The organism is Mannheimia pernigra, from assembly GCF_013377995.1.
In the GTDB taxonomy this organism is placed as follows: Bacteria; Pseudomonadota; Gammaproteobacteria; order Enterobacterales; family Pasteurellaceae; genus Mannheimia; species Mannheimia pernigra.
Map to the genome: position 1 here is coordinate 1,728,988 of NZ_CP055305.1, position 15,418 is coordinate 1,744,405.

The following is a 15,418-nucleotide window of genomic DNA, read 5'->3' on the forward strand; positions in this document are numbered from 1 at the left end:
ATTTTCCAATAAATTTAACCGCTTGTAGAGAATAAATAAGGGCTAAATTTTTAGCCCTTACTGCCATCAGAAATAAACCCCAACTAAAATCGCAAAAAAGACACCTAAGCCAACGTAATGATTGTTCAAAAATGCGTTAAAGCAATCGCTACGCTCTCGTTTTCTCGTTAGCCAACATTGATAAATAAATAGCGTTGCACTTAACGCCAAAACAATGAAATAGCCGATATTATACTCTTGTACGATGCCCACTAAGGTTAATAATATCAAGGTGATCAATTGCAATAACGCAATAATTTTATTGTCATATTGAGCAAATAAAATTGCGGTGGATTTTACCCCAATACGCAAATCATCATCACGATCAACCATCGCATATTGGGTGTCATAAGCCACCGTCCACGCAAGATTGGCAAAGAAAAGCAGCCAACATTCAAGTGGCAGAGCTTCACTTACCGCCCCAAATGCCATTGGAATTGACCAGCCAAATGCCACTCCAAGCACCACTTGCGGTAAATGGGTAAAACGTTTCATAAAAGGATAAATAACCGCTAAAAATACGGCTACAAATGAAAGCAAAAAGGTGTATCGGTTGAGCATTAAATTGAGCATAAAAGCAAACAATAGCAATATCACAAAAATGATTTTAGCCTCTGTAATGGTAACCCTGCCTGTTGCTAACGGGCGTTGTGAGGTACGCTTAACGTGCTTATCAATTTCTCTATCTGCATAATCATTAATCACACAACCAGCGGCTCGCATTACAATTACGCCAAGAGTAAAAATAAGCAAAATAGAAAGGGGCGGCATTCCATCTGCTGCTATAAATAACGCCCATAATGTCGGATGAAGTAATAGCAAGGTACCAATTGGCTTATCGAATCGCATTAATTGAGCGTAAGCAATCCATTTTTGTTTAGAGAAAAGGCTTTCTTTATTCATTACAAACTTTAACAATAACGTCTGATTGACTTAAATGATGTTGTAATTCTAGCGGCAAATCAGTATCTGTAAACAAATAATTTACTTCTTTAATATTTCCTAAACGAACAATAGCATTGCGACTGAATTTTGAGTGATCGGCGACCAACACCACTTGTCTAGCACATTCCATTAACGCTCTTTTTACCTGAACTTCGTGATAATCATAATCCAACATTGAGCCGTCTAAATCCACCGCACTAATACCCAAAATACAAAAATCCAAACGAAACTGATTAATAAAACGAACCGTTTCTTCGCCAATTAATCCACCATCGCTTCTTAAATTACCGCCCGCTACCGTAATTTGGCACTCTGGATTTTTCATTAAAATATGAGCAGCATTTAAATTATTTGTTACTACTTTTAAATTTTTATGTGAAAGCAACGCTAATGCCACAGCCTCAGAGGTTGTACCAATATCTAAAAAGATCGACGATCCATTCGGTATTAATTTTGCCACTTGCTGAGCTATCGCATTTTTCTCTTGCGAGAAAAATTGCTTACGGTGCGTATAATCACTATTTTCCGTGTTAGAAGGTGCTGCCGCTCCACCATGATGACGACGAATAAGATTGTTCTCCGCCATCTCATTTAAATCACGCCGAATAGTTTGTGGACTCACTTTCATCTGAGCCACTAACTCTTCAGTGCTGACATAACCTAGCTGATTGACTAATTCAATAATTTTTTTATGTCTATTTGCTTGCTTCATATCATTCCTTTTGCAAAAATTGGGTAGAAAAAGACCGCTTGCAAGCGGTCTTTTTTGCGTTATATTTTACAATTTATCAACGAGCTCGACAGCATAGCCGATGTAAGTCGCTGGTGTCATCTCTTTTAAGCGGGCTTTCTCATTTTCAGGAATGTCCAGCTTCTCGATGAACTCATGCATTGCTACTTCATCAACACGTTTACCACGCGTTAATTCTTTCAGCTTTTCGTATGGTTTTTCAATGCCATAACGACGCATTACGGTTTGAATTGGCTCAGCTAACACTTCCCAGTTTTGATTAAGCTCATCACGTAAATGCTGCTCATTCACTTCTAATTTGCTAATGCCTTTTAAAGTTGAAGCATAAGCAATTAACGCATAACCTAAACCTACGCCTAAATTACGCAGCACAGTTGAATCGGTTAAATCACGCTGCCAACGAGAGATAGGTAATTTTTGCCCTAAATGAGCGATAACCGCATTCGCTAAACCTAAATTCCCCTCGGAATTCTCAAAGTCAATTGGGTTCACTTTATGCGGCATTGTACTTGATCCAATTTCGCCTGCAATAGTGCGTTGTTTAAAATGATTTAATGCAATATAACCCCACATATCACGGTCAAAGTCGATCAAAATGGTATTAAAACGAGCCACGCAATCAAAAAATTCCGCAATGTAATCGTGCGGTTCAATTTGCGTAGTGTACGGATTCCACCTGACCCCTAGAGATTCCACAAACTCTTGGCTGAAATTATGCCAATCAATTTCAGGATACGCCGATAAATGTGCATTATAGTTCCCTACTGCACCATTAATTTTCGCTAAAATCTCCAAATTTTCCAGCTGTTTATATTGTCGCTTTAAACGATAAGCAACATTTGCCATCTCTTTCCCCATTGTGGTTGGACTAGCGGGCTGACCGTGCGTACGAGAAAGCAATGGAATGTTTTGATAACATTTTGCAATCGCTACTACTGAATCAATCACTTTTTTCCATTCAGGCAATAACACATCTTCACGTGCCTTTTTTAGCATTAAGGCGTGTGAAGTATTATTAATATCTTCTGAAGTACAGGCAAAATGGATAAATTCATTCACCGCTTGTAATTCAGGCAACACCTCACACTTTTCTTTTAAGAAATACTCCACCGCTTTTACATCGTGGTTGGTCGTACGTTCAATCGTTTTGATACGATTGGCATCCTCTAACGAGAAATTTGCTACAATTTGATTTAGGTAATCGTTTGCTATTTCTGAAAAAGCAGGAACTTCATTAAGTTGTGGGTGAGACGCCAATTTTTGTAACCAGCGGACCTCAACTTCTACGCGAAATTTTAATAAACCAAATTCACTAAAAATAGGACGAAGGCAAGCAACCTTATCTTGATAACGCCCGTCAATTGGGGATAACGCTGTTAGAGCAGTAAGTTCCATTGTTTTATGTTCTCCAAAATAATAAATGTTCGGTTAGATTTGACGATAAAGCTGCTGTGCCTGTTCGAAAATTTTCTTGCGTGAAAATAAAAACTGCCAGCGGCTACCACCTACTTGTTGCCATAAAATAGCAGCACGAATACCTGCAAGAAGTGATGCACGAATTTTATGTTGAATATCAGGGCGAACCAAATAATCCTGCATCCCCATCACGTGAATTTTTGTGCCTAATGGGCTGATAATATCGCTATAAATTGAGGCCAAATTCACAATCATTTGATCTGCTAAAATATTATCTTCATAAAGTGGTAACTGACGTTCAATCTGTTGCAAACGTTGAGAGAGCTGCTGCTTCGCTTCAAGATTTTTATTTAATTTCTGACTAAGTGCAATCAAGCTTACCCAATAACGCCCCACTTCAGTATCTAACTTACCATTGCCACCACCTGTTTGAGACATCGCCGTTTCCAACCCTATTTTTAGATGAGAAAGATCATCGCCAAATACACTTAGCGTGGACTCAGGCTGCGTCACTAATAAGCTACGGATAGATTGTCTAAATGCTTCTCTATCTGCCGTGCCTTTATGTGCAAATTGTTGCACTAAATTCGCCGCTTGGCATATTCCAGCATAGGAAATTGTAATATCGTAATAATCTGCCATTTTTCTAAAGTTCAGTATGGTTAAAAATCAGTGGCGAATATAGCATTTTTTACCATTCTTTTGAATGGCAAAAGGTATTTATCTGATAAATGTGTTAATCGATAATAGATACGTTTTTGAGTAACTTTATAAAATTATCCTAATAGCTTTCCATTATCCATTCGGTAAATGACATCAAATCGGTCTAATCCGCTTTGTCTGTGGGTAATCATCAGTAATGTTCTGTTTGCACAATGCGTTAAAATCAGATTTAAGATCTGTTGTTCGGTTTCACGATCTAATCCTTCGGTTGGTTCGTCTAGTAGTACTAACTCAGCTGAACTTAGCAGCAAACGAGCAAGCCCTAATCGTCGTTGTTCGCCACCTGAAAGCGGTCTTCCACCTTCGCCTAACCAAAGCATTAAACTTTCCGTTTCTAGTAAGTAGCCTAGACCTACTTTTTTTATCACCTCAATCATCTGTTCATCAGTTGCTGCTGAGTTCCCCATTAATAAATTATCACGCAGAGTTTGGCTGAAAATATGCACGCGTTGGCTAAGCGTGACTAATTTTGAGCGTAATGTTTGCTCTGAGAAATCTTCAATTTTGCAATTATTTAGCCAAATTTGACCGCTTGTTGGATCATAATTACGGTTTAACAATTGGAAAATAGTCGATTTTCCGCTGCCTGTTTTACCTAAAATTGCGACTTTTTGTCCTTTAAACACGTCAAATGAAAGATCATTTAATACCTGTTGCTCGCCATTCCAATACGCAAAATTAACATTTTCAAAACGTACAAGCGGTTGATTTAGGCTCAAATTTTGCCATTCTGCTCTGCCATTAAATTGCACATTCGGCTGCTGTTCCGTAATTTCGTTAATACGTTCGGCAGCAGTAATCACCTGCCCTAAATGTAAAAATGAGATGCCAATCGGGCTAAGTATTTCAGCTGATGCCATTACGCAAAACACCACTAATGCAATTAAAGCTTCGGGGTATTCCGCTGTTGGTACATTAATTGCAGTAGAAACCAAGTAGATCACAACACAAGTTAAAATGCCATTTGAGAGCATTAGCAAAGCATTCGACAAACCCGAAAGTTGGCTTTCTTTACTTTGTGCGTTGAGCCATTGACGTTCTGTATTTTGTAGCCTTTTAGTTACTTGGTTTAAGTTGCCAAACAATAAAAATTCCGCATTTAGTTGAATCCATTCAATAAATTGGCTACGGTAATTCGCTCGATTTTGTATTGCATTTCGCCCCAAATTCAGCCCTAAATGGTAAAACACCGTTGGCACAATAATTAATAATGCTAAAAGTGTGCCACAAATGATCAGCATTAATGAAACAGAAACGAACGATAACCCAATTGCCATAAACAAAATAATCATTATTGCACTCATAAATGGCGAAATGAGGTTAAGATATAGCGTATCTAAAGTATCAACGTCCGCCACTAAACGGTTTAACAATTCGCTATTTCTAAAACGATTTAGACCGCTTGGACTAAGTGGAATGAGTTTTTTGAACACACTGACACGCAAGTTCGCCAATACACGGAAGGTCGCATCATGGGTAACTAATTTTTCAAAATAGCGTGATACGGTACGAAAAATCGCCAGCCCTCTCACGCCTGAAGCTGGGTAAAAAAAGTTAAAAATAATTGCATTACCCGCTAAAAATGAGGCGGCTAAAAACCAACCTGATAGGCTTAATAAACCAATACTAGCCGCCAATCCAACAATTGCCAGTACAATCCCTAACAATAAACGCCCGAAATGGGTTTGGTAGAGAGAAAAGAATGGGAATAACGATTTCATTAGATTTCTCCCTGATGAACTAATTCATTACGCAATAATTCAGCAAAAAAGCCTGTATGCTCTAATTCAGCAAAATTACCTTGTTGGATAATTTGCCCCTGTTTCATTACCCAAATTTCATCGCATTGTGTTAAATCTTCTACACGGTGGGTAATCATCAACGTAGTTTGCTCACGGCTTAAATGATGTAATGCGTCTAATACTTGCTGCTCAGAGTCTATATCTAGACTTGCCGTTGGTTCATCAAGTAACAATAATTCATAACGGCGTAGCAAGGCTCTAGCAATCGCAATACGCTGAGCTTGCCCACCCGAAATGCCGATATTGCTATCTTGTACTTGATGCTCTAACCCTAAGCGTGAAACAAATTCATCCGCTTTAGCTAAACGTAATGCTTGTGCAATATCATTGTCTGTCGCGGCTGAATTACCAAGCAAAATATTCTCTTTTAAGCTACCACGCATTAATTGCGGATTTTGCCCCACCCACGCTAATTTTGCTCGCCATTCGTTTAAATTCAGCTCACGTAATTCTGTACCATTAATACTAACTGACCCTTCATAAGGCAAAAAGCCAAGTAACATATTCATTAACGAACTCTTACCTGCCCCACTTTGCCCAACTAAGGCAATGTGTTTATTGGCATTTATCTTAAAATTCAACGGTTTTGTTAAAGCCTTGCCTTGGGGTGAAAGGATAATACACGCGTTTGCCTCAATCACAAGCGGTCGATTTTCCATTGATTTTTGCAAATTGCCACTTTGCGTTTTAACTTCTTCGTTTAAAAACTTTTCGATACTATCCGCCGCCCCAATCGCTGCCGCTTTATCGTGATAAAAAACGCCCAATTCACGCATAGGCTGATAGAATTCAGGCGCTAACATTAAGCAGAAAAAGCCAATAAACAATGTAACGCCCGTGTTGTAGTAGCCGAAATCAAGCTCCCCTAAGAAGATAAAACCAAAATAAACTGCCATCACCGCAATCGAAATAGAGGTAAAAAACTCCAATACTGCTGACGATAAAAATGCCATTTTTAAAACGTCCATAGTGCTGGTGCGGAAATCTTCCGTACTTTGGTGGATTTGATGGGTCTGTTTTTCAGATTGCCCGAATAGACGAATAGTTTCAAGGCCTTTTAATTTATCTAGAAATTGACCGCTAATACGAGAAAGGATACCGATATTACGCTGATTTGCCTCAACGGCTTTCATTCCAGCTAAAATCATAAATAGTGGCAATAGCGGCATTGTAGCAAACAGAATCACACCCGCTGCCCAGTTAATTGGGAAAACAAAACATAGGATTACAAGCGGTATAATTAGCGATAAAAATTGCTGAGGTAAATAACGAGCATAGAAATTATGCAGATTTTCTACCTGCTCTAACATTAAAATTGCCCAGCTACCCACTGGCTTTTGCTGAATGCTCATCGGCCCAACCGCTTCCAACTTCGCCAAAATTTGTTTACGAAGATGCAAACGTAACGTTTGCCCTGCTTTAAAGCCAACACGCTCACGCAAAAAAATCAATAATGCTCTAGCGATGAAACAGCCAAATAATAAAATGATCTCGTTAATAAAAGTGTTCGGAGATAGTTTCTCCACAATCATTTTTTGAAGCATTGTGGCTAGCAACCACATCTGCCCAATCATACATAAACTACTGAATATCCCTAACAGTACATTTAAGTGTATATATTTTTTAATGACTTTCTGCTGACTTTTAAGCCATTTTTGCAATTCGCGTTGGCGTTGTTTTTCCATAATGTGTAATTTTTTACTTTTTCGACCGCTTGTATAGAGGTGCCATTTTACTATAAAGAAAAAAGGTTGTTAATGTGCCACATTAACAACCTTTAGATTAGAACAATTTATCAAATTGGAAGCGGTACATTAAATCAACCGCTTGGTTTACATTAGAAACCCATTGCAAATAAAGTCTTCTGGTTAAGTTGTATCTTAATGTGAGTTCGGTTAAAGGAACAAATAAGCCAAAACCATATTTCACACGGAAGCGAGGCGACAGGCTAGCACTCACTTCTACTCTGGTTTTGTCACCGATACCAGCAGTACTTACACTTAAATCTTTTAAGCCAAAAGCACTACCCACATCGCCGAGTAATTTACTGCTTTTTGATAAACTCATACTCAGCAAGGCTGCCGCCATTTCATTACTTGAACCAGGATCGCCGCTACTGTCTAATGAACGCCCTGTCAACACATAAGAAAGTGCTTCATTTTGCGACATTGCAGGATTGGAGAATACTTTCACTGTTGGATTATCCGCCAACCCCGTCACTCGCACACCCGCGGTAATGTTAGGATCTTCCATTACATCTGGATTCCTAATTGCTTCAATATCTAAGTAAGGCTGCGATGGTGAGCCAGCAAAACTAATATTTCCTTTTTGAATCAATAAGTCTTGTCCATAAGCAGCAAAACGGCCTTCATCTAAGCGAACCTGTCCATAAAGCCCTAAACCTTGTTTACCACGGCGAACTGAGAGCGATCCATTTAAATTACTATTTAAACCATAGGCTTTAACTTTTACATCATTGCCAATGTTAATGTTAATATCTGCATTAATCTCCATTCCTCCAGCCGTTTTATTCGGAATAGTCTGTTGATTAAATGGCACTTTTTTTATTGCCGAGCCATCCATAATAACTTCATCATTACTTACTTTAATCGCTTGTTCTGGCAACTCTTCTACTTCAATTCTTGCCCAAGGTATATCAATATTACCGCTTAAGGTTAATAACGTTGGTGTCGCAACTACTTGAATATCAGGGCTAACTTCTACTCTCGCCAAGTTTGGAATATCCACTTTAAAGCGGTCTGCTTGTGCGTGAATTCTCGTTCTCCAAGCATTGATATTTCGCCAATCTGCATCACCTTCTAAGAGCAAATCACTTTCTTTCGTTTTTACTCTCCCACTTAATGTAGAGGTTGCCCCCTGAAAGTTCATCGCTAAATTACCGCCTGTTATATCAAATGGCATAGTCACAGAGCGAACTTTTAGATCAGTTAAATTTAGATTACCGTATAGCAATGGCGAGGTCGCTTTACCACTTACTTTTAAGCGAGCATTAATACTTCCATCAACAAAATCACCTCGATCAAGCAGTGGCTGAACAAGCTTTAAGGTTAATTGATCAATATTGATATTACCCGATAAAGTTCTAGTATTGGTCAGATCTCGAATCACTAAATCGCTTGAAAGTGTGCCGTTATTTTCAACCTTTAACTTAGATTTCAAGGTTAAATTGTTATCCGCCATTTTCAAATTCATTTTTAATGGCGAAATAGTGAGAGGGAAAGTACGGCCTCCTTCTATTTTTTGCACAAGTTTTATTGAGTTGGACATTACATCCAAATTAACCTGTGGTTGTTTATCTTTAAACCAAGCAACATCACCTTTAGCATTCACGATACCTGAAATTTGACTGGCGTTATCAAGATAATTTTGTAATATTGCCAAATCAAACTTGCGGATATCAAACGGTACTTTACCCTCTTGTCCTGCATTAAACGCGGTAGGGAAGCAGAGATGAACTTTCGGATTATGCCAGCAATGAGCAGACACATTCGCATTAACCGCCTTATTGTCATATTTTATATTTACTGCTTTGTCTGTTTGCAGTTTGCCAAACTCAGCAGATTGAATGACTACTTGGCTTAATTGCCCTTCCCAAATTTGTTGCAAGCGGTCAAATTTTCCAGAAATTTGCAAATCCACCCCAACTGGATTACCTTTTGAGGTAAATGTTAAGGTATGGTTAGCTTCATTGCCTTTTGCCAATAAAGTGGCACTATCTACTTTAATATCATTATAGGCAAATTGACGGAGCTCTAATGATAAATTACCTTGGCTAGCTTTTTCGGTAATAATGTTGCCTTTTGCGATTAAACTTTGCAGCTTGAATTGTTCATAGCTCACATTTGAGGCAACTAAATCTAAATCCAGATTTGGCTCAGTAAGCTTGCCTGATAACTTCACCTTACCATTTACACTTGCTTTTAAATTCGGCACTAAACCTTGCAGATTAGGGGCTTTAATGTCAGCATAAAAATCTGACTCTTCACCTAAAATGCCTTTCAGATCAATATTATTTTCACCATAAATAAGAGATAGACTTGGAACATCTAAAAGTTGCTGATTGTTCGCATTTAGATTTCCCTTTAATTGAAGATTTTTGTTGTTTAACGCACCGTTAATATCAATATTTGAAATATCCGCTTTCCAATCATTGCCCTTGTTGCCACGTCCTACATAACCTTGAGAAGATAAAGAGCCTGATAATACTGCATTCCAATCACCCGCTAACGTTTTTGTATTAATATTGCTCAGCTTAAGCGTTGAGTTCCACTCTACGCCTTCTGTCCAGTCAATTAAACCAACAAGTTGTACGTTGCCGTCTAACGTATTTAAGTTTAAATCATCAATATTAAAATGCGTTAATGTCCCATTTCCTGTTAAATCAGCGAAACTTGGAGGAATGCCCATTCCTTTAGCTCTCATTTTTGCTGCCAGATTATAGGCAAAGAGATTGCCGTTTAAACGAATGTCGATATGCTCTAAAACCAGCTTTTCATCGTCTTTTTGTGATGTAAAAGGATACTTCACCGATTCACTTTTAAGCACTATGTCAAAAGGTGTTTTTTCAGTAGCAAGTTCAATATGACCATCTAACCTAGCATTAATCGCACCCTCTGTTTTTAGGTTAATAATCGTTTTATCATAGAGCGATCCAGAAAGATTGGCATTGATATAACTAAATGGCAACGCCACATTTGCCTGTTTTGCCGCTATGCCTTCTAACTGCCAATTTAATGGATAATTATCTTTAAGTGAGAGCGTACCTGTTGCACTTAGATCACCTAGATCACTTTTTAAGTCCAAACGCTGTAAGCTGACGAGCTGATCTTTTGCTTGTGCCTCAATTTGTAAAGACTCTACATTGAGCAACGGAATCGAATCAGCCCAATGATCTTGGTTGGCTTGCGATTTTTGAGCGACTAAAACATTCGTAATATCAATTTGCTCAATAGTTAAATCTAGCGGTAAAGAAAGGCGAATATCTTTATTCAGAATTGGGTGTTCTAATTGGGTTCTAATTGCGGCCCAATCTATTTTATTTTTATGATGAGATTGTGTTTCTGTTTCTGCTATAGTTTTTCCCTGCAATTGCTGGAAGCCTTCAGCTAATTTTTCATCTGTTTTCTCGACTGCATCTTGAATCACCTGCTCTGCGATTTCTTGTGCATTCGTTGGATTTTTTTCTACCGTGACTGTTGCATTTTCTGACTTAAAATCGACCGCTTGTGTCTCTGATGCATCTACTTTTTTTGCAGCTAATAGCAGATTTAAGCCATCTAATCTTGTTGGGTGAATAATAACTTCACGGTCTTTGCCAGAAATTGAGGTATTTAAGTGATTGAGATGAATATCCATATCATCAACACTAACCTCAATATTCTCTAATGTAATATTTTTCGCTGAAATGCCTAGTGGTAAATTTAACTCAGTAAACGGCTTATTTTCTTTTTCTGGAGAACGAGGTAATTTAGTCGTATCAATAGCAACTTTAGCATCTTTCACATTAAAATCATTTAAACAAACCTCGTACTTAATCAAGCAGTTAAAATCAATATGTAAATTCGATTTACCTAGTTGTACATTCACACCATCTATGACAAATTGAGTATCGGAAAGGACTAATCCATCTTGAATACTGCCTTCTACTTTACCAATTTCTAAAGGTTCAATAATTTCAGCCACCCATTGTACTGTTTTACGTTGTCCAAAGCCCGTAGATAAAAATAAAATGAGGGAAAAGAGAAGTGCTAAAATAATGCAAATCCCCCATTTTAAGAAACGCCATTTTGACTTATTTTGAGGCACTTTATGTTGCGACTGTGCTTCTGTATTATCAGTTATTTGTTGTTTTTCTTCATTCATCATTTTAAATACTTAATAGTAGTGTGATAAAAGTAAATACTGAGTAAAATAATACTGCTTGTATTAAATATCTGAGCCTAAACCGATGTAAATTTGGACACCACGTTTACCTTCAGGCGATTTTACTGGTGCGCCAACATCAAATTTAATAGCACCGACAGGAGAAACCCAACGAACCCCTAGCCCAGAGCCATGATGTAGTGCTTTTGTTTTAAACTTATTTGACGCTAAACCCACATCATAAAACATTGCTCCCCACCAATTTGGGTAAACTTGATATTGATATTCTACTGTCCCTGTCGCTAAATGCGAACTGCCTACTCGTTTTCCTGTAGCGGGATCACGTGGCGAAATCTCTTTATAACCAAAACCACGCACACTCATATCTCCCCCAGCAAAAAAACGTAATGAAGGAGGAATACGTTCAAACTGGTTAGCTTTCAAATACCCTAATTCTGCTCTTAGATAGAAACGATGGTTATTAATATAAGTTCTCACAAAAGATGTAGATGCTTTATAACTATAAAAATTCACATCCGAACCGAACGCTTTACTCCCCCAATTCACTGTTAGCCTCTGGCTATCCCCCCATAATGGATAAGGTTTACCATCTGTACGAGTGCGGTTTAACGAAGCAGTTGGGTAAATCAGTAAGGTTTTAAATTTATCACGTGCTTGAGTAAAAGAATCATAACGAGCTTTGACACCTGCTGAAAACGACCAACCAGTGGTATGCGTCCAATAGCGTTTTAATCCTAAAGTTGCTGCTGTTGATTTAGTATCTTTTTGATCTTCATTTTCAAATGTACCCGAAAATTGGTAATAGTAATGCAGCGGATCTTCTTTTAGTGGAACGTTATAACCAAACTCAAATCTCTGCTCAGGAGTAGAAACATAAGTTCGAGTCTCAATGCTGTGCCCTCGCTTGTTTAGCCAAGGCTTTTTCCAGTTAAATTGTAAACGTGGTCCAATCTGAGTTTCATAACCGATACCAACTTCAACCTCATTTTTCTTCTTCGGTTGAAAAAGAATATTTAAATCAACAATTTTAGCTTGCTCATTTAAATGAGGCTCAACAATAACCGACGAGAACCAGTTACTAGATAAATAATCTTGGGTTAAAATAGAAAGCTCGTTAGCAAAATAAGGTTCGCCTGAACGTATTCGTAGAATATTTTGCAAATACTCTTCCTTAATTTGGCTATCTACAAAGCGAATTTTCCCGTAGCGATAGCGAATACCGCTATCGTAACCTAAACGCCAATCAGCTTTATGATCCGTTGGATAAACTTCTAAACGATGATAAAGCCAATGCCCATCAAAATAGCCTTTACTAAATGCCTTACTTTCAATACTACTTTTAAAGCTTTCATAAGTTTTATGGTTTAAGCGAGAACCTTGCTTCGGCACTTTTTTGATAAGATGAGCAAAATCCCCATCATTTCTTGCCTCACCTTGTAACAAGATATCCGTTTCATCAATTTTAACTACTTCTTTATCTAACTGCACATTTAGCACTAACGAAGGCTTTTTGCCTTGTTGTGGAACTTGCATAAATTGATATTCGCTATTGTAGTAACCCAAGGCACGTAGTGCTTTATCTACAGTTGTTTGCACTAAATATTGATGGCGTTTAGAACCATCTGCATACTGATTGGCAAGTTGACCTAAATACAAATCAACGTTTTTTTTCGCTTCTTTATCGTGAATACCTTTCACTTCTAAAGTTACTAATGCTTCAACCTTTTCTTTTTCATTAGGTTCGTCTGTGAGTTTGTCTTCTAACGATCTAATCCTATTGGCATCAACATCTGTAATTCTATGTTGTTGATTAGCCTGAGCCATTGAAGTAAAGACAACTAAGCAACAGAATGTTAAAAAATGTAATTTTGTATTCATTGGTAACCTTTTATTATTTTGGAATACCGCGTAACAGCGGCACGCTTTCATAAGGTGGCACAGAAGTTAGTGCAGGCTCTTGCTCAAATATCATAATGAAGGGTTTTTCTGGCACAACTTTTTCATTTCGCCATAATGCTCCTACCCCAATTAATTCAATATCTTTAGGCAACTGAGCTAAATTTTGTTTAAGTACACTAATTGTATTCTTGCGAGGATGCCCAATTACCACGGCTACGCCATTTTTTCGGGCATATTGAATTGCCAATGCAAATTGTTTTTGTACATCAGAAAGTAGATCGCTATCATCTAAAAAAATATCTCGCTCTAACGTTTTCACGCCAAATTCACGAGCTGTTTTGGCAGCAACACTACTGCCAATCGTTTTACTATCTAAAAAGAACAGGGCATTTTCTTTCAATACGTTCATTAAATGTTGCATTGTTGCCAAATCTGACGTTGCACCACTGCCCATATGGTTATTTAAACCAATCGCATAAGGCACTCGGCTACGAGCAGACTCAACAAGTTTACGAATTTTTTCTTCGCTATCGCCAATTTTAACACCGACTTCAATGAATTTTTTAGATTTCGGCTCCATCGGCAAATGGATTAAAATATCACGCTTTTGAGCATAAGCATCGGTAGCCCGTTCTTCAGCATAAGGAGCTGCAGGAATAATCGCAACGCTCACTTCTTTGGGAAGTGATAAGATTTCAAGATCGCCTTTAACGCGATAGCCCACATCATCAATTACAATCGCTAACTTTGCGGCTTGTGCAAGCGGTGAAAAAAGTAGAAAAATTTGCAAAAAATTCTTAAAATTTAACCGCTTGTAAATCTGTTTTAGCATCTATTTCACCAAATTTAGGGGGTTAATCGGTCTGCCTTTACGAGTTATTCCAAAATAGAGTGCAGAGCTACTTTGACCGCCTGTATTTCCCACTTTTGCAATAATTTGACCCGTATTTACTCGGCTACCTTTATTTACTAAAATAGATTGGTTATAACCATAAAGGGAAATGTCACCATTACCGTGATCAATTGCCACCATATTGCCATAGCCAGCGAGCCATTCTACCATAATTACTCTGCCGCTTGCCATTGCTTTTACAGACGTCCCCGCAGCCGCACCAATCACAACACCATGCCAATTATTGCCAAATTTAGTTATGATATTCCCCGAAACTGGCATAATATATCTGCCTGACGTAATTAATGTATCTATTTTATTTGCATTTTTAGAGGATTTAGCCTGTTCCTTCGCTTCTCTATTTTGTGCTTGTTGTGATTCTCTCTGTGCCTTTTCTAATTGTTCTCTTAATGCTATTTCATTATTACGTAAGTTTTCTAAACGGCTTTCCTCTTTTTCCAAGGTTTTATTAAGAGAACGTAATGTGCTTTCACGCTGGCTCTGTACTTTCTTTAAATTTCTTTCTTGCTTCTTCTGCTCACTCAGCTGTGCCTGGTGATCTTTCTGTTGTCCTTTCAACTCATCATTTCTGGCTTTTAAATCTGCTTGCGTTTTGCGAATATCAACAATGGCATCAATACGAATATTATTCATATGCTCATAATAAGCGGTCATTCTTTCCACATTTTTTGTCTCTTCAGACATTAAACGTGCTAGAACCGATGGATTTACCCCTGAACGATACGCCGAATCTAACTGCTCTTTTAATCGCTCTTTTTGCTCTTTTTCTTGATTTTCTAAACGAGTGATTTCCGCCTCAGTTGCTTTAATGGTTCTGCTCACTTCACTTAACGACATCTGAGTTTGTTGCAACTTATCCAGCACTTTTCCCATTTCTACCTCTTGAGTTTTAAGTGTGGATTGCAATTCGTTACGTTTTTGCTTCTGCTCATTAATTTTTGAAGCTTGCTGTTGAATTTTTTGCTGAATTTGATTTAGATTATTCGCAAAAGAAAACGATACAGAAATGCTCATTGCCCCGCCTAA

General features: G+C 38.0%; 10 protein-coding genes. All 10 read right to left on the minus strand.

The window, feature by feature from the left end:
- Nucleotides 1-66: 66 nt before the first annotated feature.
- The 10 genes from ubiA to HV560_RS08340 all read right to left on the minus strand — a co-directional run bounded on the left by ubiA (nt 67) and on the right by HV560_RS08340 (nt 15,406).
- Nucleotides 67-942 (minus strand): 4-hydroxybenzoate octaprenyltransferase, encoded by an 876-nt coding sequence (ubiA, locus tag HV560_RS08295; RefSeq protein WP_176812631.1) that lies wholly within the window; start codon nt 940-942, stop codon nt 67-69.
- Nucleotides 935-1,696, minus strand: a complete 762-nt coding sequence (locus tag HV560_RS08300) for a DeoR/GlpR family transcriptional regulator (protein ID WP_176810116.1) — start codon at nt 1,694-1,696, stop codon at nt 935-937. Before HV560_RS08300 ends, ubiA begins: the two co-directional genes overlap by 8 nt.
- 66 nt (nt 1,697-1,762) lie before the next feature.
- Nucleotides 1,763-3,130 carry an adenylosuccinate lyase gene (purB, locus tag HV560_RS08305; RefSeq protein WP_176812632.1) on the minus strand — a complete coding sequence of 456 codons (1,368 nt, stop codon included), beginning with the start codon at nt 3,128-3,130 and terminating at the stop codon, nt 1,763-1,765.
- Nucleotides 3,131-3,163: 33 nt separating this feature from the next.
- The gene (gene hflD / locus HV560_RS08310) at nt 3,164-3,793 is read right to left on the minus strand and encodes a high frequency lysogenization protein HflD (protein ID WP_176812633.1); all 630 of its coding nucleotides are present in this window, start codon (nt 3,791-3,793) and stop codon (nt 3,164-3,166) included.
- Nucleotides 3,794-3,927: 134 nt separating this feature from the next.
- Nucleotides 3,928-5,595: a heme ABC transporter ATP-binding protein/permease CydC gene (cydC, locus tag HV560_RS08315; protein ID WP_176812634.1), complete on the minus strand. Its 1,668-nt coding sequence runs from the start codon at nt 5,593-5,595 to the stop codon at nt 3,928-3,930.
- Nucleotides 5,595-7,361 (minus strand): heme ABC transporter permease/ATP-binding protein CydD, encoded by a 1,767-nt coding sequence (cydD, locus tag HV560_RS08320; RefSeq protein WP_176812635.1) that lies wholly within the window; start codon nt 7,359-7,361, stop codon nt 5,595-5,597. Before cydD ends, cydC begins: the two co-directional genes overlap by 1 nt.
- A 97-nt stretch (nt 7,362-7,458) precedes the next feature.
- A complete protein-coding gene (gene tamB / locus HV560_RS08325; RefSeq protein ID WP_420371376.1) occupies nt 7,459-11,562 on the minus strand; it encodes an autotransporter assembly complex protein TamB in 4,104 nt (1,367 codons plus the stop codon).
- 60 nt (nt 11,563-11,622) lie between these two features.
- The gene (gene tamA, locus HV560_RS08330) at nt 11,623-13,458 is read right to left on the minus strand and encodes an autotransporter assembly complex protein TamA (RefSeq protein WP_176812636.1); all 1,836 of its coding nucleotides are present in this window, start codon (nt 13,456-13,458) and stop codon (nt 11,623-11,625) included.
- Nucleotides 13,459-13,471: 13 nt separating this feature from the next.
- Nucleotides 13,472-14,311 carry a divergent polysaccharide deacetylase family protein gene (locus HV560_RS08335; RefSeq protein WP_176812637.1) on the minus strand — a complete coding sequence of 280 codons (840 nt, stop codon included), beginning with the start codon at nt 14,309-14,311 and terminating at the stop codon, nt 13,472-13,474.
- Nucleotides 14,312-15,406, minus strand: coding sequence for a peptidoglycan DD-metalloendopeptidase family protein (locus HV560_RS08340; protein ID WP_176809036.1), 1,095 nt, complete (start codon nt 15,404-15,406; stop codon nt 14,312-14,314). It lies immediately after the preceding gene.
- Nucleotides 15,407-15,418: the final 12 nt, after the last annotated feature.